This is a genomic window from Burkholderia orbicola (assembly GCF_900100915.1).
GTDB classification, from domain to species: domain Bacteria; phylum Pseudomonadota; class Gammaproteobacteria; order Burkholderiales; family Burkholderiaceae; genus Burkholderia; species Burkholderia orbicola.
Map to the genome: position 1 here is coordinate 1,607,153 of NZ_FNKW01000002.1, position 20,496 is coordinate 1,627,648.

Sequence of the window (20,496 nt, forward strand, 5' to 3'; positions counted from 1 at the left end):
GCGTCACCCGGTCGACTCGCCGCCCCCGCAACCCTGACAGGCCCCATTGCGCGCTGATCGGACTCCATTATCATGGGGGCACCCTGGCCGACCGCCCCGCTCCCGATGGACCACCGCGCCGCACCCGATCCCGCCCGCTCCGCCGCCGCGCCCGCGCCTGCCGCGCCCACCCGCGTCGGCCGCCGCCAGCGCGCGCTGCTCTATGCCGGCGGCGCGGCCGTGACGGTCGCGATCCTGCTCGCGAGCGGCCTGATGCTGTACACGATGGCGCGCGAGGCGATCCAGGCGCGCTATACGACCTTCGCGGTCCGCCAGTTCCTCGTCCAGATCGAATTCAAGATGCGCACGACGGGCATGGACACGCTCGTCACGCACGACGAAGCCGTGTGGAATTCCCGTGCGACCGATCCGGCGCGCGTCGCCGCGCTCGCGGCCGGCCATGGCCGATTGATCATCCAGGGCAGCCCGACTTTCCCGCCGACGCTCGTGCTGGCCGACCTGTCGCCCGCGCACCCGGCCGACAGCTACGCGCACGACCTGGCGATGGCGAGCGACATGAGCTATCGCGTCGGCGCGTACGTCGCGAAGCACGATGCCGATCGCTCGATCGCGGGCTACGTGTATCGCCCCGACCGCAGCTTTGCGGTCGTCATCCCCGAACCGGTGCCGCCCGATCCGCTCACCGCGTCGCCCGCCACCGATGCGGCCACGCTGGTCGACAAAGTCGCCGCCGGCATCACGACGCCGCCGCCCGGGCAATACGAATGGCATCCGCCCGTCTACGATCCCGTGCAGCGGCGCGACGTGTTCCGGATCGCCGGCGCCGTCTACGACATGCAGGTGCCGCGCGCGGTGTTCCTGTCGACGGTGCCGGTCGACGTGCTGCGTGCGCGCCTCGCGACGGGCGACACGGCCGATTCGGCGATCATCGTCGACGCGCACGGACGCACGCTGCTGCGTGCCGGCACCGCGGCCGACGACGATGCCACCCGCGCGGCCGTCGAGCGGCTCGGCGCGCACACGCGCGAAGCCGTCCGCCGCGGCGGGCCGCGCACCGCGTTCGGCGACGGGCTGTTCTCGCTGAGCCAGCCGATCGCCGAAACCGAGTGGACGCTCGTGCAGGCGTTCACGCTGCGCTCGCTGCTCGCGACGATCGGCCTGCGCGCGGGCTGGTACGTCGCGATCATGCTCGCGGTGATCGCGCTCGTGTGGTGGCTGCTGGTGCGTTTCGACCGCCGCGTGCTGAAACCCGACGACGCGCGCACGCGGCGCGTGATCGACAGCGAGAACCTGAACCGGACGATCGTCGAAGCGGCGCCGTCCGGCATCGCGCTGCTGTCGCTCGCCGATGGCGCGGTGCTGCTGCAGAACGACACGATGCGCGACTACGATGCGCGCCGCGCGGGCGAGCCGTCGTTGCCGGCGCGGCTGCTCGAACGCTTCGACCGTTCGCCGGCCGCCGCCGCGTGGCAACCCGATCTGCACGTGACGCTGCCCACCGCCGGCGGCGAAGCGGTCGACCTTCTCGTCAACCTCGTGCGCACGCGCTTTCACGACATGGACGTCGTGCTGTGCAACTTCTCCGACATCACGTCGCAGAAGAACATCGAGCGCCGGCTCGACGAAGCGGCGCGCGCCGCCGACGCCGCGAACGACGCGAAATCCGCGTTCCTCGCCACGATGAGCCACGAGATCCGCACGCCGCTGAACGCGATCCTCGGCAATCTCGAGCTGATCGGCCGCGAGCCGCTCGCCGAGTCGCAGCGCGAACGGCTGCAGACGGTCGAAGGCGCGTCGTCGGTGCTGCTCGACCTGATCAACGACATCCTCGACCTGTCGAAGATCGAGGCCGGCCAGATGACGATCGAGGCGATTCCGTTCGATCTCGCGGAGACGATCCGGCAGACCGGCGCGATGTTCGAACCGCTCGCCGCAGCGAAGGGCTTGCAGTTCGACGTGTTCGTCGACGATGCGCTGGCGTCGCGCTATCTCGGCGATCCGACGCGCATCCGGCAGATCGCCGCGAACCTGCTCGGCAACGCGATCAAGTTCACCAACCACGGCGAAGTGACGCTCGAGGTGTATCTGCGCGACGACACGAACCCCGATTCGCCGATCGCGATCGGCGTCAGCGATACCGGCATCGGCATGACCGACGCGCAGCGCGCGGCGCTGTTCCGCCCGTTCACGCAGGCCGATACGTCGATCACGCGGCGCTACGGCGGCACGGGCCTCGGGCTCGCGCTGACGAAGCAGCTCACGCAGATGATGCACGGTGCGGTCGAAGTGAAGAGCGCGCCCGGCAAGGGCAGCACGTTCGTCGTCACGTTGCCGATGCGGGCGGCGAGCGACGCGCAGGTGGCCGAGCACGACGCGGCGCTCGCCGACGACGGTGCGCTGCCGAGCGTCACCGCGCGCGTGCTGGTGGTCGACGATCATCCGGTGAACCGCACGCTGCTGCAGGGGCAGCTCGTCACGCTCGGCTATGCGGCGGATGCGGCCGAGGAAGGCGCGTCGGCGCTGCGGCGCTGTGCCGATACGCGCTACGACCTCGTGATGACCGATCTGAACATGCCGGGCATGGACGGTTACACGCTCGCGCGCGTGCTGCGTGCGCAGTATCCGGGGCTGCCGATCGTCGCCGTCACCGCGCATGCGAGCGCGGCCGAACATGCGCGCTGTGCGGAAGCGGGGATCGTGTCGGTGCTCGTGAAGCCCGTGCTGCTCGACACGATCGACCGGACCGTGCGGCGATATGCGCATGCGGCCGCCGCGCAGGCGCCGGCCCGGCGCGCGCTCGTCGATCTCGCGGAAGGGCCGTTGCCGCCGGACGTGCACACGCTGCTGGAAACGAGCCTCGCGCAATCGCTGGCGGGGATTCGCGATGCGAAAGCATGCGACGACGTGGCCGCGTTGCGGCACGAACTTCATTCGCTGCGCGGGGCGTTTGCGACGATTCACGAGCATGAGGTCGCGGATGCGGTCGGCGTGTTGCAGGCGGCCATTCCTGGTGGTGACATGAGCGCTTTCGACGCGCAGCTGGCGCATATGGAACGTCTTGCGCGTGAAGCACTTCAACGGCGCGCGACGCAAGCACCGTCTGCCTGAACACGGCGCGACCGGCGCTCGCCGGTCGGTCTCTTTCTCTCTCCCTACCTGACGTTCGGATCACGCCGGCGAGGACATCGCACGCCTGTAGGACTGGGCCTACAAAGACGCTATCTCGAATCAGCCAAGGACGACTGATTAGGACGAGGCCGATCCCTACCATCGGTTTGTGAACTGACAAACTGAAAGGAGTAGGGATATGAACAAGACCTATCGCAGCGTTTGGAACGCCGTGACCAGCACGTGGACGGCCGCAGCCGAAACGGCGAAGTCGCATTCGAAGGGTTCGTCGCGCGCGGCGCGGCAGGCGGTGATCGCGATTGCGCTGGGGAGCGCGTCGATCGGCGGCGCAATGGCAGCCGAAGCGTGCACGGCAGAGGACGGATCGAGCGGTACGGTCGATGCGGCAGGTGTGTGCAAGGTAGCAGGCGGCGGGACGATCGGCACGATGGGCTCGATCGGAACCATGGCGGCCGACGACACGACGTACGTGAAGGTCAACAGTTCTGTAGCCGCTGCATCGGCAGGCACCCCGAATTCGATTGCCATTGGGCCGAACGCTCAGGTCATTAACGGTGGCGTCACCGGCGCCAATTCGTCGATCGCCATCGGTTACGGGGCGACAGCCGGCGGTACCGACACAATCATGATCGGGACGAATGCGCGTCATACGGGATCGGGGGCGACAGTAATCGGCGCCCAGGCCAGCGTCATGGGTGGCGGCGCGGGCGTCGCAGTGGGATACAGCAGCTCGGCCGCAGGTACCGGCGGCGTCGCACTTGGTACCAGTGCAACGGCCAGCGGACGCAACTCCGTTGCCCTGGGTACGAACAGTACCGCGAGCGCAGATAACTCCGTATCTATTGGTTCCGCAACTCAGCAACGTCGCTTGACAAATCTTGCTGCCGGTACGGCCGATACGGACGCCGTGAACGTCGGCCAGATGAACGCCGGCCTGTCGACAAAGGTCGACGATACGTACATCAAGATCGGCACCACCGCTGGTCCGGCTGCAGTCAGCGGCAACGGTATCGCGATCGGCGGCGCTACCAGTGCGACTGGCGCAGGCTCAGTTGCAATCGGCAATAGCGCTTCCGCAACATCGCAGTCATCTGTCGCTCTCGGGAATAGTTCGGCTGCTATTGGCGGAAACAACGGGACGGCCGTGGGTGTGAGTGCATCTGCGAGCTCCGCATGGACCACCGCGTTAGGTTCGATGGCACAGGCAGACGGCGCCAGCGCAACGGCGATCGGCGCCCAATCGCACGCCACCGGTCGTCGTTCAATCGCACTGGGTATCACTGCGTCGTCCACCGGCGATCAAGCTGTCGCGATCGGGTATGGCGCACTCGCGGACCGCGATTTCACGGTATCGGTCGGTTCCACCACTCAGCAACGCCAGATCACCAACATGGCCGCCGGTACGGAAGATACCGACGCCGTGAACGTCGGCCAGATGAACGCCGGCCTGTCGACCACGAACGCTTCGATTGCGGCGACGAACACGGCATTGTCGACGACCAATGCATCGCTTTCGACGACGAATGCAACCCTCTCGACGACGAACTCGTCGCTGTCCACCACCAATACCCTGCTGTCGACGGCCAATTCGCAGATCGCTTCGCTCCAGGGCGACATGACGGCCGCAAAGACCGGCATCTCGACGAACACGTCCGACATCACGAAGCTCAACGACAAGCTGGGCGAGTTGTCGAGCGGCACGCTCGGTCTCGTTCAGCAGGCCACCAAGAGCGACAACATCACCGTCGGTGCGGAAACCGGCGGCCGCGTCGTGGACTTCACCGGCATGGACGGCACCCGCACGCTCACCGGCGTCATGGCAGGCGACGTGTCGGCGGCCAGCACCGAAGCCGTGAACGGCGCACAGCTGCACGGCGTGTCGGACAGCGTCGCGTCCGCTATCGGCGGTAGTTCGATCGTCAACCCGGACGGTTCGATCTCCGCACCGGTCTTCACCGTCGGCGACGGCAGCGGCGGCACCAGGATCGTCAACTCGGTCGGTGACGTCGTCACCAACCTCGACGGCCGTACGACGGCCAACGAAGGCGATATCAAGAAACTCGCTGACGATATCGGCAGCGGCACGCTCGGCCTCGTCCAGCAAGCCGCCAAGGATGACAACATCACCGTCGGCGCGAAAACCGGCGGCCGCGTCGTGGATTTCACCGGCATGGACGGCACCCGCACGCTCACCGGCGTCAAGGCAGGCGACGTCTCGGCGGCCAGCACCGAAGCCGTGAACGGCGCACAGCTGCACGGCGTGTCGGAAAGCGTCGCGTCCGCTATCGGCGGCAGCTCGATCGTCAACCCGGACGGGTCGATCTCCGCACCGGTCTTCACCGTCGGCGACGGCAGCGGCGGCACCAAGATCGTCAACTCGGTCGGTGACGTCGTCACCAACCTCGACGGCCGTACGACGGCCAACGAAGGCGATATCAAGAAACTCGCTGACGATATCGGCAGCGGCACGCTCGGCCTCGTCCAGCAAGCCGCCAAGGATGACAACATCACCGTCGGCGCGAAAACCGGCGGCCGCGCCGTGGACTTCACCGGCTCGGACGGCACGCGCAAGCTCACGGGCGTCGCGGCAGGCGACGTGTCGGCAGCCAGCAACGAGGCCGTGAACGGTGCGCAGCTGCACGGCGTATCGGAGAGCGTCGCAGCAGCCATCGGCGGCAGCTCGATCGTCAACCCGAACGGTTCGATCTCCGCGCCGATCTTCACCGTCGGTGACGGCAGCGGCGGCACCAAGATCGTCAACTCGGTCGGGGACGTCGTCACCAATCTCGACGGCCGTACGACGGCCAACGAAAGCGATATCAAGAAGCTCTCGGACGATATCGGCAGCGGCACGGTCGGCCTCGTCCAGCAAGCCGCCAAGGATGACAACATCACCGTCGGCGCGAAAACCGGCGGCCGCGCCGTCGACTTCACCGGCTCGGATGGCACGCGCAAGCTCACGGGCGTCGCGGCAGGCGACGTGTCGGCAGCCAGCAACGAGGCCGTGAACGGCGCACAACTGCACGGCGTATCGGACAGCGTCGCATCGGCCATCGGCGGCGGCGCAACGGTGAACCCGGACGGCTCGATCTCCGCGCCGGTCTTCACCGTCGGCGACGGCAGCGGCGGCACCAAGATCGTCAACTCGGTCGGCGACGTCGTCACCAACCTCGACGGCCGCATGACGACCAACGAAGGCGGCCTGAAGAAGCTCTCCGAGCAGCTCGAAAACGGCTCGCTCGGCCTCGTCCAGCAAAACTCGGCCGGCACGATCACCGTCGGCGCGCTGGCCGGCGGCACGTCGGTGAACTTCACCGGCAGCAGTGGCGCACGCGTGCTGTCCGGCGTCGCCAACGGCGTGGACGATGACGACGTCGTGACCGTGTCGCAGCTCCGCGCGACCGGCCTGATCGACTACACGGGCAAGGAAGTCGGCGCGGTCACCTACGACTCGGGCCTGAATTTCGACACCGTAACGTTCGCCGGCACCTTCGGCACGAAGCTGCAGCGCGTGGCCGCCGGCGAGATCAGCGCGACGAGCATGGACGCCGTCAACGGCAGCCAGCTGTTCGATCTGCAGGAGCAGTTCGCGAAGCAGTACGGCGACCTGAGCGGCCAGCTCGGCGACCTGTCGAGCCGCTTCGGCGACCTGTCCGACCGCCTCGGCGATCTCGAGGCGAACCCCGGCACGGGCGGCCCCGGCACGGGCGACGGCTCGACCGTCGTCGGCGAGGGTGCGGTGGCGTCGGGCGAGAACAGCTCGGCGATCGGCGACAGCGCGCTCGCATCGGGCGAAAACGCATCGGCGGTCGGCCAGGGCGCGGTCGCATCGGGCAACAACGGCTCGGCCATCGGCCAGGGCTCCGTGGCGTCGGGCGAGAACGGCTCGGCACTCGGTCAAGGCGCGGTCGCGTCGGGCGAAAACGGCACGGCGCTCGGCCAGGGTTCGGCGGCATCGGGCGCGAACGGCACGGCCGTCGGCCAGGGTGCGGTCGCATCGGGCGAGAACAGCACGTCGCTCGGCCAGGGCGCGTCGGCCACCGGCAGCGGCTCGGTCGCGATCGGCCAGGGTTCGGTCGCGACGGAAGCCAACACCGTTTCGTTCGGCGACGGCACGGCAGAAGGCAACCGCCGGCTCGTCAACATCGCGGACGGCATCAACGCGTCCGACGCGGCGACGAAGGGCCAGCTCGACCGTGCGATGGAATCGGTCGACGCACGCTTCAACGACACGAACCGCGCGATCAACGACGTCGCGAAGAACGCGTACGCCGGTATCGCGGCCGCGATGGCGATGCCGAACATGACGCCGTCGCAGCCGGGCAAGACGGTCGTCGCGGTCGGCGCCGCGAACTTCAAGAGCGGCTCGGCGATTGCCGCCGGCGCCACCTATCGGTCGCGCAACGGCAACTGGCTGGTGAACGGCGCGACGTCGATCACGTCGGTCGGCGATGTGGGGGTGCGTGCCCAGGTCGGCTACGAGTTCTGACCGGCGCGCTCCGCGCAAGCGGAGCGTCGACCCGAAGCGGAAGGGCGCGAGCCCTTCCGCTATTCGGCCGACGGCCAGTGGCGATTCATCCGAGTCACCACCGGCCGTCGGCGCGACGGGATCGCGTCCGGCCAGCCGTTTCGCCGCGACCGATCGCGCCCCGCGCCGGCCCCAATCCGCGTCAACGACGCCGAGCGCGTGCCGCCAGGCACCGCGCAACGCGCGAGAAACCCATGAACAGAACCTTTCCCATTCGCATCGCGATCGCCGACGATCATCCGGCGGTCGTCATCGGCGCCCGCTACGAGCTGTCGGCGACGAACACCGTCGCGGTCGTCGCGACCGCGCACAACTCGACGGAGCTGATGGACGCGCTGTCCAACCATCCATGCGACGTGTTGGTGTCCGACTACGCGATGCCGGGCACCGAATACGGCGACGGCCTCGCGATGTTCACGACCATCCTCAAGCGCTTTCCCGGCTTGAAGATCGTCGTGATGACGATGATGGAAAACGCGGTGGCGCTGCGCGCACTGATCGATATCGGCATCGCATGCATCGTCAGCAAGTCGGACATGCCGAATCACCTGACGATGGCGATTCACGCGGCCTATACGAACGGCCGCTACCTGTCGCCGTCGATGGACCGAATCCTGCGCAATACGGGCAGCGTCGGCGGCCGGGCACCCGCGCTGTCGGTGCGCGAGGTCGAGGTGATCCGTCTCTTTTCGTCGGGGCTGTCGGTCAACGAGATCGCCGACAAGCTGAACCGCAGCAAGAAGACGATCAGCACGCAGAAAAGCTCGGCCATGCAGAAGCTCGGCATCGAGCGCGACGTCGACCTGGTGCGCTATGCGATCGCGTGCGGGCTCGTCACCGACTACGGCTACGCGCCGCCCGCGCGCGGCGATGAAGCAGGCGGCTGAAACCGCCGCCGTGACCTGAAACGAAAAACCCCGGCAGCCGCGAGGCGCCGGGGTTTCGGTGCATCGGTACGATCCGGCGCACTCAACTTGATGGCCGCCATCCCGCGCGGCCGGCATCGTCGCGCGTGCCGTCAGGCCGGATCGACGCTGCCTTCCTCTTTCGTGTCACCGCCCCGCCCTTCGCTGGCCGACGCGGCGACGATCCCGTGCTCGATCGCGTAACGCAGCAGGTCGATGTCCTTCTCGATCCCGAGCTTTTCCATCGCGCGCGCCTTCTGCGTGCTGATCGTCTTCTTGCTGCGGCTGAGTTTGTCGGCGATCTCGTTGACCGTGAGGCCCGACGCATAGAGCCGCACGACTTCGAGCTCGCGGTCGCTGAGGTCGCGCTTCTGGTCGGCCGCCCGGGCGCTCGAATGCGACGTGAGCGTGCGCACGACCTTCTCGACCGACGGCGAGAAATACGTGCCGCCCGTCGCGGCCGCGTGAATCGCGGGAATCAGGTGATCGATCGTGTCGGATTTGCTGACGATGCATTCGATGCCGAGCCGCGTCAGCGCGCCGATCACGGCCGGGTTGTCGAGCATGGTCAGCACGACCAGCTTCACGGCCGGGTGATTGCGCTGAAGATAGGAGAACAGCGTGATGCCGTCGCCGTGTGCGCTGCCGGGCATCGCATAGTCGGACACCACGACGTCGCACACGCCGGCCTCGACGAGCCGGATCAGCTCGGTCGAATTGACGGCCTTGCCGGTCAACTGGATCGTCGGCACCGACGACAGGCCGTGCTCGACGCCGACCAGCATCGCCGGGTGGTCGTCGGCCAGTACCACGCGTATCAGATAGCTTCCCATAGTCGTCCAGATGTGCGCGGCAATCGTCGCAGCCGGCTCGCCGCCTGGCGGGCGGCGACGGCGCGCATCGCGGCGTCGTGGATCGTAATTGGGCGCTATCTTCGCATGAAACCGGGGCGGCAACCATGGATCGCCCGGCGGGCCGCAGCCCGGGGCCGGGCGCCGACACGAAAAAAGCCGCCGGCGCATCGAGCGCCGGCGGCTTCGAACTTCTTCCGGGGAAAGCAGGCCGGCATCAGCCGGTCATGCCGCCCCAGCCTTACTGCGCGTCGATCCGGACCTCGACGCGGCGGTTCTGCGCGCGGCCTTCGGCCGTCGCGTTGGACGCGACCGGCTCGGCGGCACCCTGGCCCTGCGACACGAACGACTGCGCCTTCAGGCCGTTGGCGCTCAGGTAGTTCATCGCGTTGCGCGCGCGCGAAGCCGACAGCGCGAGGTTGTGCGTCGCGCTGCCCGTCGAATCGGTGAAGCCGGTGACCGTCACGCGACGGAATTCGACGCCGCGATTGACCTCGATGAACCGGTCGAGATTGCTGCGCGCCTGCGGCGTCAGCACCGCGCTGTCGAGCGCGAAATTCGCGTCGCCCTGCAGCAGCACCTGGCGCTGCGGGACCGGCGCGGGCCGCGGCTGCGGCTGCGGTTGCGCGACCGGGGCCACCACCGGGGCCGGCTGCGGCTTGCCGCACATGAACGTGATTTCGCGCGGGTCCTTCATCGGCGCACGGCTGTACACGCGGTCGATCATCTCGAGCGGCGTGAAGCCCTTGCCCTGGCAGAATTCTTCCGCCGCGCGGGCACAGGCGTTCGCGCTGCCCAGCAGCCCGTCGCAGCTCACGCGGAACACGTTGTCCGGCTTGCCGGGAATCGACACCGCGCGGATGTCGTAAGTGACGCCCGATTGCGTCGTGCACGCACCGAGCGCCATCGCGATCGCGCCGATCGACGCGGCGCGCAACAACAAGGTTTTCATGGTCATGATGAAACGCCCGCCACGAAGGCGGGCGCGTAAAAAAGTTGAATAAGGGAAGTCGGGGCGGGCGGGGCAAGCTGCTGCCCCGCCCGGCGCGTTACCACTGATACGAAGCGCCCACGCCGACCGTATTGCCGCCGCTCGACATACCCACGCCGGCCTTCATCTTCAGGTTCTGCGTGATGCGGGCTTCGCCGCCGAACGCCACCGCCTGATAGCCCTTGTAGGTCGCGCCGCCGATACCGAACGAAATCGTCTTGCCCGGATCGACGCCCGGAATCATCGTCAGCGCGGTGGCCGCGGCGATACCCGAGTACGCGTTACGCGACAGGTCGTTGACCTGGCCCTGCATGCCGCCCATGGCCCGGTCGAGCTGACCCTTCGTCGCGACGTCGGTCGCGCTCACACCGTCCGACACGTTCGAGATCGTGCGGGTCCGGTCGATCGAGCCGACCGACACGGTATCGTCGCCGTACGCGGTCGAACCGGCACCCAGCGCCACCGAGTTCGAACCCGACGCGTTCGCGCCCGAGCCGATCGCGACCGACTGGTTGCCCGATGCGTTCGAGCCGCTGCCGATCGCCGTGGCGCCTTCGGCCGCGCTCTTCGCGCCGGAGCCGATCGCGACGCCGTTGCTCTGCGACGCGCCCGCGTTCGAACCGATCACCGTGGCGTTGTTCGCGCCCGTGCCGATCGTCGCGCCCGAACCGGCGGCCGTGTTGCCCGTACCCGCGCCTGCGTTGGCCGGCGTCGTGCTGCCCGTGCCCACGTCGGTGCCGGCGAAGTAGTCGTTACCCGAACCACCGTTGCCCGGACCACCGCTGCCCGGCGGCCGCTGCTCGAGATCGCCGACACGATCGTCGAGACCGCCGATACGGTCGCTCAGCTCGCTCAACTGGCCGAAGTTCACCGCGTCGTACTGGCTCGCGCCGTCCGCCACGTTCGTCAGTCGCACCGGCGCCGCGCCCGTGCCGCCCAGCGTCACCGAACCGTAGTTCGGCGTGCCGTCGCGATTCAGGTCGTAACGCACCGCGAGCGAATCGGTCGCGCCGTACTGGGCTGCCGCCTGCACGGCTTCGGCCACGGTCTTGTACTTGCTGCCGTTCACCTCGATCGACGTATCCGCGAGCTTGCCGTCGGCATCGACCGTCGTCCCGCCACCGATCACGTCCGCCACGCTCTGCGCGGTACCGTGCAGCTGCGAACCGTTGACCGCGTCGACGCTCGTCGCGCTCACCGCGCCCGCCGCCACGCCGGTCAGCACGCGGTTGCCCGCCGTGCCCGCGAAGTTCACGGTCGTGCCGTCCGTGTCCTTCGCGACCGTGATGTCGCGCGTCGTATCGTCCTGCTGAACCAGGCCGATCGAACCGTGGACGAGGCTGTTCGAGATGTTCTCGATCGCATCGCCGACGTTGTCGAACGTCTTGTCGCTGACCTTGTACGACGGGTTCGTCACGTTGCCGTCCGCGTCGACGCTCGCGCCGCCGCCGAGCGACTTCGCGACGCTCTGCGACACGCCGTGCAGCTGCGCGCCGTTGATCGCGTCCGTGCTGGTGGCCGATACCGCGCCTGCCTTCACGTTCGAGATCGTCGTGCCGTTCGCGCCGGCCAGCGTGACCTGGTCGAAGTTCGCCGAGCCGTCGGCATGCTTGCCATACGTCACCGCGAGCGAAGCCAGACCCGCACCCGGGTTGGTCGGATCGACCGGCGCCACCAGGCCTGCGTCCTGCAACTGGCCGAGGTTGATCGCGTCGTGACGGTCCGTACCGTCGGCAACGTTCTTCAGTACGACCGGAGCCGTCGCACCCGCGCCGCCCAGCGTCACCGAACCCATGTTCGGCGTGCCGTCCGTATTACGGTCGTACGTCACAGCAGCGATCGACTGACCCGTGACCGGGTCGACCAGACCCGAATCGGCGAGCTGCTTGTTGATCACGGTGATGTTTTTCGTGTTCGTCACCGTACGGCCGTCGAGGTTCGACAGCGCATCGCCCACGTTGTTGTACGCGACCGACTTCGATGCATCGGCCGGATCGGCCAGCGAGTACGTCGGGTTCGTCACCTTGCCGTCCGCGCCCACCGTCGAACCGCCGCCCAGCGAATCGGCCACGCTCTGCGCGGTGCCGTGCAGCTGCGCACCGTTGATCGCGTCCGTGCTGGTGGCCGTGACCGCGCCCGCCTTCACGTTCGTCAGCGTCGTGCCGTCCGTGCCCTTCAGCGTAACCACGTCCTGCGTCGCGCTGTCGTATGCCACGGCGAGCGACGTCAGCCCCTTGCCCGGATTCGTCGGATCGACCGGCGCGACCAGGCCTGCGTCCTGCAACTGGCCGAGGTTGATCGCGTCGTTGCGGTCCGTGCCGTCGGCGACGTTCTTCAGTGCGACCGGCGTCGTGGCGCCCGCACCGCCCAGCGTCACGGCATCCTTCGCCGCGCTGTCGTACGTCACCGCCATCGACGTCAGCTTGCCCGAGCCGTCTTCGCCCACCAGGCCGGCGTTCTTCAACTGGCCGAGGTTCAGCGCATCGCCGTCGTCCGTCGCATCCGCGACGTTCTTCAGCTGCGTCGGGCCCGTGCCGTTGCCGAGCGTCACCGAACCGTAGTTCGGCGTGCCGTCCGCGTTACGGTCGTATGTCACCGCCGCAATCGCCTTGCCCGTCGACGGATCGATCAGGCCCGAATCCTTCAGCTGCGAGACGTTCACCGCGTCCATGTCGGCCACACCGGCCTTCACGTTCGACAGCGTCGTGCCATCCGTGCCCTTCAGCGTGACGACATCCTTCGCCACGCCGTCGTACGCGACGGCCAGCGACGTCAGGCCCGCGCCCGGGTTGGACGGATCGACCGGCGCAACGAGGCCCGCGTCCTGCAACTGGCCGACGTTGATCGCGTCGTGACGGTCCGTACCGTCGGCAACGTTCTTCAGTGCGACCGGCGCCGCTGCGCCCGTGCCGCCCAACGTGACCGTGTCCTTCGCTGCACCGTCGTACGTCACGGCCATCGACGTCAGGTTGCCCGCGCCGTCGTCGCCCACCAGACCGGCGTTCTTCAACTGGCCGAGGTTCAGCGCATCGCCGTCGTCCTTCGCATCCGCGACGTTCTTCAGCGCCACAGGCGTGGTTGCGCCCGCGCCGCCCAGCGTCACGCTGTCCTTTGCCGCGCTGTCGTACGTCACTGCCGCAATCGGCTTGCCGGTCGACGGATCGATCAGGCCTGCATCCTTCAGTTGCGAGACGTTCACCGCGTCCATGTCGGCCACGCCGGCCTTCACGTTCGACAGCGTCGTGCCGTCCACGCCGGCCAGCGTCACCTTGTCGCGTGCCGCGCCGTCGTACGTCACCGCCATCGACGTCAGGTTGCCCGCGCCGTCGTCGCCGACCAGACCGGCGTTCTTCAACTGGCCGAGGTTCAGCGCGTCGCCGTCGTCCTTCGCGTCCGCGACGTTCTTCAGTGCGACCGGCGTGGTCGCGCCCGCGCCGCCCAGCGTCACGGTGTCCTTCGCCGCGCTGTCGTACGCCACCGCCAACGGATTGCCGCCGCTGTTCTTGTCGAGCGCACCGAGGGCGTCGCCCACGTTGTGGTAGTCCTGGCCGCCGACCGAGTACGTCGGGTCGGTGAGCGAACCATCCGCGCCGACGCCCGCGCCGCCGCCGATCTTGTCCGCGACGCTCTGCGACACCGTGAACAGCTGCGAGCCGTTGACTGCGTCGTGGCTCGTTGCGTTCACCGCACCGGCTGCGACGTTGTGGATCGCGACCGGCACGCCGGCGTTGCCCAGCGTCACGCTGTTCTTCGCCGCGCCGTCGTACACCACGGCCAGCGATTCGCCGGTCTTCGGGTCGATCACGCCGCCCTTCTCCAGCGAATCCTTCAGGTCGCCGAGGTTCTGGTTCGTCGCGAACAGCTGCGAACCGTTGACCGCGTCCTTGCTGTCTGCGGCGAGCACGCCGTCGGCCACGTTGTGCAGGGCGACCGGCGCGGTCGCGCCTGCGCCACCCAGCGTCACGCTGTCCTTCGCCGTGCCGTCGTACGTCACCGCCATCGACGTCAGGTTGCCCGAGCCGTCGTCGCCGACCAGGCCCGCATCCTTCAGCTGGCCGAGGTTCAGCGCATCGCCGTCATCCTTCGCATCTGCGACGTTCTTCAGCTGCGTCGGACCCGTGCCGTTGCCCAGCGTCGCCGAGCCGTAGTTCGGCGTGCCGTCCGCGTTACGGTCGTATGTCACCGCCGCAATCGCCTTGCCCGTCGACGGATCGATCAGGCCCGAATCCTTCAGCTGCGAGACGTTCACCGCGTCCATGTCGGCCACACCAGCCTTCACGTTCGACAGCGTCGTGCCACCCGCGCCAGCCAGCGTGACCACGTCCTTCGCCACGCCGTCGTACGCGACGGCCAGCGACGTCAGGCCCGCACCCGGGTTGGACGGATCGACCGGCGCAACCAGGCCTGCGTCCTGCAACTGGCCGAGGTTGATCGCGTCGTGACGGTCCGTACCGTCGGCAACGTTCTTCAGTGCCACCGGCGCCGTCGCACCCGCGCCGCCCAGCGTCACCGAACCCATGTTCGGCGTGCCGTCCGCATTACGGTCGTACGTCACCGCGGCGATCGACTGACCTGTGACCGGATCGACCAGACCCGAATCGGCAAGCTGCTTGTTGATCACGGTGATGTTTTGCGTGTTCGTCGCCGTGCGGCCGTCGAGGTTCGACAGCGCGTCGCCCACGTTGTCGTATGCGACCGACTTCGACGCATCCGCCGGATCGGCCAGCGAGTACGTCGGGTTCGTCACCTTGCCGTCCGCGCCCACCGTCGAGCCGCCGCCGAGCGAATCCGTCACGCCCTTCAGCTGGCCGACGTTCACCGCATCGGTCGTTTGCGTACCTGCCGCGACGTTGACGATCTGGCGTTCCGCGCCCGCACGGCCGACCGACAGCGCGTTCGCACGATCCGAAAACGCGTTCGCGCCAAGCGCGATGCTGTTGGCCGCGCCTGCGGTCGCGTTCGCGCCGAGCGCCATCGCGCCTTCGACGCTGCGCGCGACGTTCGCACCCGTACCGATCGCGACCGCGTTGGTCGCGCCGGCCCGCACGTTCGCGGCGTTACCGACCGCGATCGAGCCGTCGCCGATCGCCTGCGCACCGTTGTTGCCGACTGCCAGCGCGTAATCGCCGTTCGCCTGCGCGTTCGCCCCCAGCGCGACGGCTTGCGTGCCGTTCGTCTGGACGTTCGAACCCACGGCGACCGAGTAGTCCTGGCCGGCGCCGGTCTGCGCGAAGCTGCCGATCGCGACCGAGTTGTTCGAACCCGCGCCGCTCTGGAGGCCCACCGCCACCGCGTTGGCGCCGCTTGCCGCCGTCGACGAGCCGATCGCGGCCGCCGTGGCCTTGGTCGGGTCCGCGCCGTTCAGCGAAGCGACGTTGTTGCCCTGCAGGCCTTCGACCGCGACCAGCGGGTCGCTGACGTCCATCGGCTGCATCGAGCGCGCGCTCACCTCGTCGATCGCGGCCTTCGTCTTCTTGTCGATTTCCGACGAGAAGGTGTCGATGGCCTGCTGCGTCTTCGACGTCACCGACGTCGACAGGGTGTTCAGCGCCGCGTACAGCTGGCCGCCGTTGACGGCGTCCGTGCTCTGGAATGCGACGTCGCCGTCCGCCACGTTGACGATCTTGCGTTCGCGGCCCACGTCGCCAACCGACACGACGTTGTTCTGGTTCGCGACCGAGTTGTAGCCGATCGCGACCGAGCCGGCACCGGTCACGCGCGCACCGCTGCCGAGTGCCAGCGAGTTCGCGCTGGTGGCACGGGCGTCGGAGCCGATCGCGACAGCCAGCGCGCCGCTTGCGACCGCGGGCGTGCCCGTGAGCGGGTCGGCATTGACCTTGACGAAGCGCAGGTTGCCGCCCGACATCCGGTCTTCGAGGTCCGACAGGCCCGTGTTCAATTGCTTGACGTTGACCGCGTCGAGGTCGTCGACGCCCGTCGCGACGTTCTTGATCTGCGTCGGGCCGGCGCCGTTGCCGAGCGTCACCGTGCCGTAGTTCGGCGTGCCGTCTGCGTTACGGTCGTACGTGACCGCGGCGATCGACTTGCCCGTCGACGGATCGATCAGGCCCGAGTCCTTCAGCTGCGAGACGTTCACCGCGTCCATGTCGGCCACGCCGGCCTTCACGTTCGTCAGCGTCGTACCGTTCGTGCCGGCCAGCGTCACGGTGTCCTTTACATTGCTGTCGTACACCACGGCCAGCGATTCGCCCGTGACCGGGTCGATGACGCCGCCCTTGCCGAGCGAATCTTCGAGGTCGCCGACACGCGTGTTCGTCGCGAACAGTTGCGAACCGTTCACCGCGTCCTTGCTCGTCGCCGAAAGAACCCCGTCCGCCACGTTGTGCAACGCCACCGGTGCGGTCGCGCCTACGCCGCCCAGCGTCACGCTGTCCTTCGTCGTGCCGTCATACGTCACTGCGAGCGACGTGAGGTTGCCCGAACCGTCGTCGCCGACCAGGCCTGCGTCCTTCAACTGGCCGAGGTTCAGCGCGTCGTGGTCATCCGTCGCGTCCGCGACGTTCTTGACTTGCGTCGGACCTGCGCCATTGCCGAGCGTTACCGAACCGTAGTTCGGCGTGCCGTCTGCGTTACGGTCGTACGTCACCGCGGCGATCGACTTGCCGTCGTCCCCGATCAGGCCCGAACCCTTCAGTTGCGAGACGTTCACCGCGTCCATGTCGGCCACACCGGCCTTCACGTTCGACAGCGTCGTGCCGTCCGCTCCGGCCAGCGTCACCTTGTCGCGTGCCGCGCCGTCGTACGTCACCGCCATTGACGTCAGGTTGCCTGCGCCGTCGTCGCCCACCAGACCTGCGTCCTTCAGCTGGCCGAGGTTCAGTGCGTCGTGGTCGTCCGTTGCGTCTGCGACGTTCTTGACTTGCGTCGGACCTGCGCCGTTGCCGAGCGTCACCGAACCATAGTTCGGCGTGCCGTCTGCGTTACGGTCGTACGTCACCGCGGCGATCGACTTGCCGTCGTCGCCGATCAGACCCGAACCCTTCAGTTGCGAGACGTTCACCGCGTCCATGTCAGCCACACCGGCCTTCACGTTCGACAGCGTCGTGCCGTTCGTACCGGCCAGCGTCACGGTGTCCTTTACATTGCTGTCGTACACCACCGCCAGCGATTCGCCCGTCACCGGGTCGATCACGCCGCCCTTCCCGAGCGAATCTTCGAGATCGCCAACACGCGTGTTCGTTGCGAACAGTTGCGAGCCGTTCACCGCGTCCTTGCTGTCGGCAGCAAGCACACCGTCCGCTACGTTATGAATGGCGACCGGCGTCGCGCCGTCACCCAGCGTGACTGCGGTCTTCGTCGCATCGTCATACGTCACTGCGAGCGACGTGAGGTTGCCTGCGCCGTCGTCGCCAACCAGACCCGTGTCCTTCAACTGACCGAGGTTCAGCGCATCGTGGTCGTCCGTTGCGTCTGCGACGTTCTTGACTTGCGTCGGGCCTGCGCCGTTGCCGAGCGTCACCGAGCCATAGTTCGGCGTACCGTCCGCATTACGGTCGTACGTCACCGCGGCGATCGACTTGCCGTCGTCGCCGATCAGGCCCGAGCCCTTCAGTTGCGAAACGTTCACTGCGTCCATGTCAGCCACACCGGCCTTCACGTTCGACAGCGTCGTGCCGCTGGCACCGGCCAGCGTGGCCGTGTCCTTCGTCGCGTCGTCGTACGTCACCGCGAGCGACGTCAGGTTGCCCGCGCCGTCGTCGCCGACGAGGCCCGCGTTCTTCAGCTGGCCGAGGTTCAGTGCATCGTGATCGTCCTTCGCGTCCGCGACGTTCTTCAGCGCGACGGGCGCCGTCGCAGCCGTACCGCCCAGCGTCACGGTGCTCTTGGTCGCATCGTCGTAAATGACCGCATTGGGATTGCCGATACCGCTCGCGGCCAGCGCATCGAGCGCATCGCCGACGTTGTGATAGTCGGTTCCACCAACGTTGTAGGTCGGGTTCGTAATGCCGCCGTCCGCACCGACGGCCGCGCCGCCGCCGAGCGCCTTCGTCACGCCCGTCAGTTGGCTCACGTTGACCGCGTCGGTCGCGCCCGTACCGGCGGCCAGGTTCACGATGCGTCGCTGTACCGCCGTCGAACCGACGGAAACGGTATTGTCAGCGTTTGCAACACTGCCGCCGCCCAGAGCGACGGAATTTCGGCCGCTCGCGAGCGCGCCCGTCCCCAACGCCAGACTCGACACCCCGCCAGCCGCGCTGTTCAACCCGAATGCTGCGGCACCGCCGCCACCCATCGCGCTGGCGTTGCCACCGACGACCGTCCCGCCAGATCCTGCATGGCGCGCGTTGGTGCCGATCATGATCGAGTCGGTCCCACCCGCCGCCGCGCCGTTACCGATCGCGATCGAGTTGGAGCCGACCGCCCCCGCCGGCGTAGCCGAAGCACCCGGTCCGATCGCAATCGAATTCGCCGAGGTCACGACCGAGCCTGCTGCCGTGCTGTTGACCTTGAAGTACGTGTTGTCGACCTTCGTCGAAAGCGCCGTGTTCATCTGCCCGAGATTCACGGCGTCGGTGTTTTGCGTCCCGGCAGCCAGGTTCGTGATCTGCCGTTGCTGAGCGGCCGACCCGACCGAAACCGAGTTGTCCCGATTCGTTACTGATCCGGCGCCCAGTGCAACCGCATTCGCGTTGCCAGCCGTCGCGCCGCTGCCGACGGCAACCGAGTTCGTACCCGTGCCGCTTGCACGGTTGCCCAGCGCGACGCTCGCGGTCCCTCTCGCATCCGCGAGCACGCCCACGCCGACCGCGTTGGTCGCGCCCTTCGCTTGATAACCGATCGCCGTGCCGTACGTGCCGCTGGTGCTCGCTTGACGACCGACCGCAATGGCATTCGCGCCGACAGCGCTCGCCGAATAGCCAAGCGCAGTCGCGCCATCCGCGGTGGCAGCGGAACGGGAACCCATGGCAGTCGTATTGACAGCCTGAGCGCCAGCGGCCTGCCCGAAGGCGGACGCGTTGGCACCCGCAGCATTTGCGCTCGTACCGACCGCAGCACTTTCCGACCCGGTCGCACGCGACAGCGTGCCGATGGCGGTAGCGTTCTGAGCGCTCGCCACAGTGTTGCCGCCCAGTGCCACGGCGGACGTACCCGTTGCGTTGGCATTGGCGCCGATCGCGGTCGCGCTGCTGCCTGCCCGCGCAGCCGTCGCCGCAGCATACGTTCCGGTACTGATCGCCACGTACGGGTTGCTTGCGGTCGCCGCAGAAGCAATCGCGGAATTCAGCTGGTTGAGGTTGACCGCATCGGTCCCGGCCGTACCCGCGGCCAGCCCCGTGATGCGGTGGTTCGTCATGTTGACGTTGTTGTTGAAATCGGCCGGGCCGCTGATGTGTACGCCGTTCTGACCGTACACGACCAGATGGCCGTCAGTACCGCCCATCACCGACGCCGTAGGCGCGACGCCGGCGGTGGCACCGTTCGTACCGGCATTGTTGGCGAGGATAAATGCAGCCGTATGCCCCTGATACGACGGCAGACTGGAATTGATCGGCCCGCAGTTCGCGCTGGTCGTGTTACTCAGCGCCCCAAAGGTTTGCCCGAGCCTTACCCCGTTCGACAAGGCTGTGGTCGAGCACAGATTGAGGCCCCCTCCGGTCGCCTGCGCCATCGCATCGACGGACATCGTGCCACCCCCAACCCCGGCCATCACCGCGACAGCCGCCGTCACCGACGAGCGCATCGTCGAGTTCGCTTTCGATTTGGTGCGCATCCGCGCCGTTTCGGGCGCCGCCGCCCATGTGCCCGTCGTCGCGTTCCAGACGGTCCGATATGACTTGTTCACGTTGATAGCCCCTGTAGAAGAGAAGTGGGAAGGACGAACCTCGTCCACAGTTGCCAATGTATTGATCGCCTGTCATTTCGATAATCAGACGGCTGGACGTGTGATGACTTATTTTGTAGGCCCAGTCCTAACATGACGTTGCTTGACAATCGGTCATGCAAAACACGCCCGACGCACCGTTCGCTTGATCGATTCCGTTTGACACATCCGCGCGTCAGGCCTTATATACGCAGCGCGCAACCGATTGCATGAATAGGACTGGTCCTATCCATCGCGCGCGAGTGTTT

The 20,496-nt window shown here is 67.6% G+C and carries 6 protein-coding genes; 3 read left to right on the plus strand and 3 right to left on the minus strand.

Annotated elements, in window-relative coordinates:
- Window positions 1-72: 72 nt before the first annotated feature.
- The 3 genes from BLS50_RS24170 to BLS50_RS24180 all read left to right on the plus strand — a co-directional run bounded on the left by BLS50_RS24170 (window position 73) and on the right by BLS50_RS24180 (window position 8,544).
- A complete protein-coding gene (locus BLS50_RS24170) occupies window positions 73-3,108 on the plus strand; it encodes a sensor histidine kinase (RefSeq protein WP_256334135.1) in 3,036 nt (1,011 codons plus the stop codon).
- Between the two features lie 199 nt (window positions 3,109-3,307).
- Window positions 3,308-7,618: an ESPR-type extended signal peptide-containing protein gene (locus tag BLS50_RS24175; RefSeq protein ID WP_074804590.1), complete on the plus strand. Its 4,311-nt coding sequence runs from the start codon at window positions 3,308-3,310 to the stop codon at window positions 7,616-7,618.
- A 233-nt stretch (window positions 7,619-7,851) separates the two neighbouring features.
- Window positions 7,852-8,544, plus strand: coding sequence for a response regulator (locus BLS50_RS24180; RefSeq protein WP_027809340.1), 693 nt, complete (start codon window positions 7,852-7,854; stop codon window positions 8,542-8,544).
- A 131-nt stretch (window positions 8,545-8,675) separates the two neighbouring features.
- On the opposite strand, the gene BLS50_RS24185 is transcribed toward BLS50_RS24180, so the two are convergent.
- The 3 genes from BLS50_RS24185 to BLS50_RS24195 form a co-directional block, all read right to left on the minus strand.
- Window positions 8,676-9,395 carry a response regulator gene (locus BLS50_RS24185; RefSeq protein WP_074804593.1) on the minus strand — a complete coding sequence of 240 codons (720 nt, stop codon included), beginning with the start codon at window positions 9,393-9,395 and terminating at the stop codon, window positions 8,676-8,678.
- Between the two features lie 259 nt (window positions 9,396-9,654).
- Complete coding sequence (locus BLS50_RS24190) at window positions 9,655-10,371, minus strand: OmpA family protein (RefSeq protein WP_074804595.1); 717 nt, start codon at window positions 10,369-10,371, stop codon at window positions 9,655-9,657.
- Between the two features lie 91 nt (window positions 10,372-10,462).
- The gene (locus tag BLS50_RS24195; RefSeq protein WP_412668072.1) at window positions 10,463-20,257 is read right to left on the minus strand and encodes a YadA-like family protein; all 9,795 of its coding nucleotides are present in this window, start codon (window positions 20,255-20,257) and stop codon (window positions 10,463-10,465) included.
- Window positions 20,258-20,496 lie beyond the last annotated feature (239 nt).

Excerpts from the sequence above, each read along its gene's own strand:
- BLS50_RS24170 (WP_256334135.1), top strand. The coding sequence starts at position 73 with ATGGGGGCACCCTGGCCGACCGCCCCGCTCCCGATGGACCACCGCGCC.
- BLS50_RS24175 (WP_074804590.1), top strand. The coding sequence starts at position 3,308 with ATGAACAAGACCTATCGCAGCGTTTGGAACGCCGTGACCAGCACGTGG.
- BLS50_RS24180 (WP_027809340.1), top strand. The coding sequence starts at position 7,852 with ATGAACAGAACCTTTCCCATTCGCATCGCGATCGCCGACGATCATCCG.
- BLS50_RS24185 (WP_074804593.1), bottom strand. The coding sequence starts at position 9,395 with ATGGGAAGCTATCTGATACGCGTGGTACTGGCCGACGACCACCCGGCG.
- BLS50_RS24190 (WP_074804595.1), bottom strand. The coding sequence starts at position 10,371 with ATGACCATGAAAACCTTGTTGTTGCGCGCCGCGTCGATCGGCGCGATC.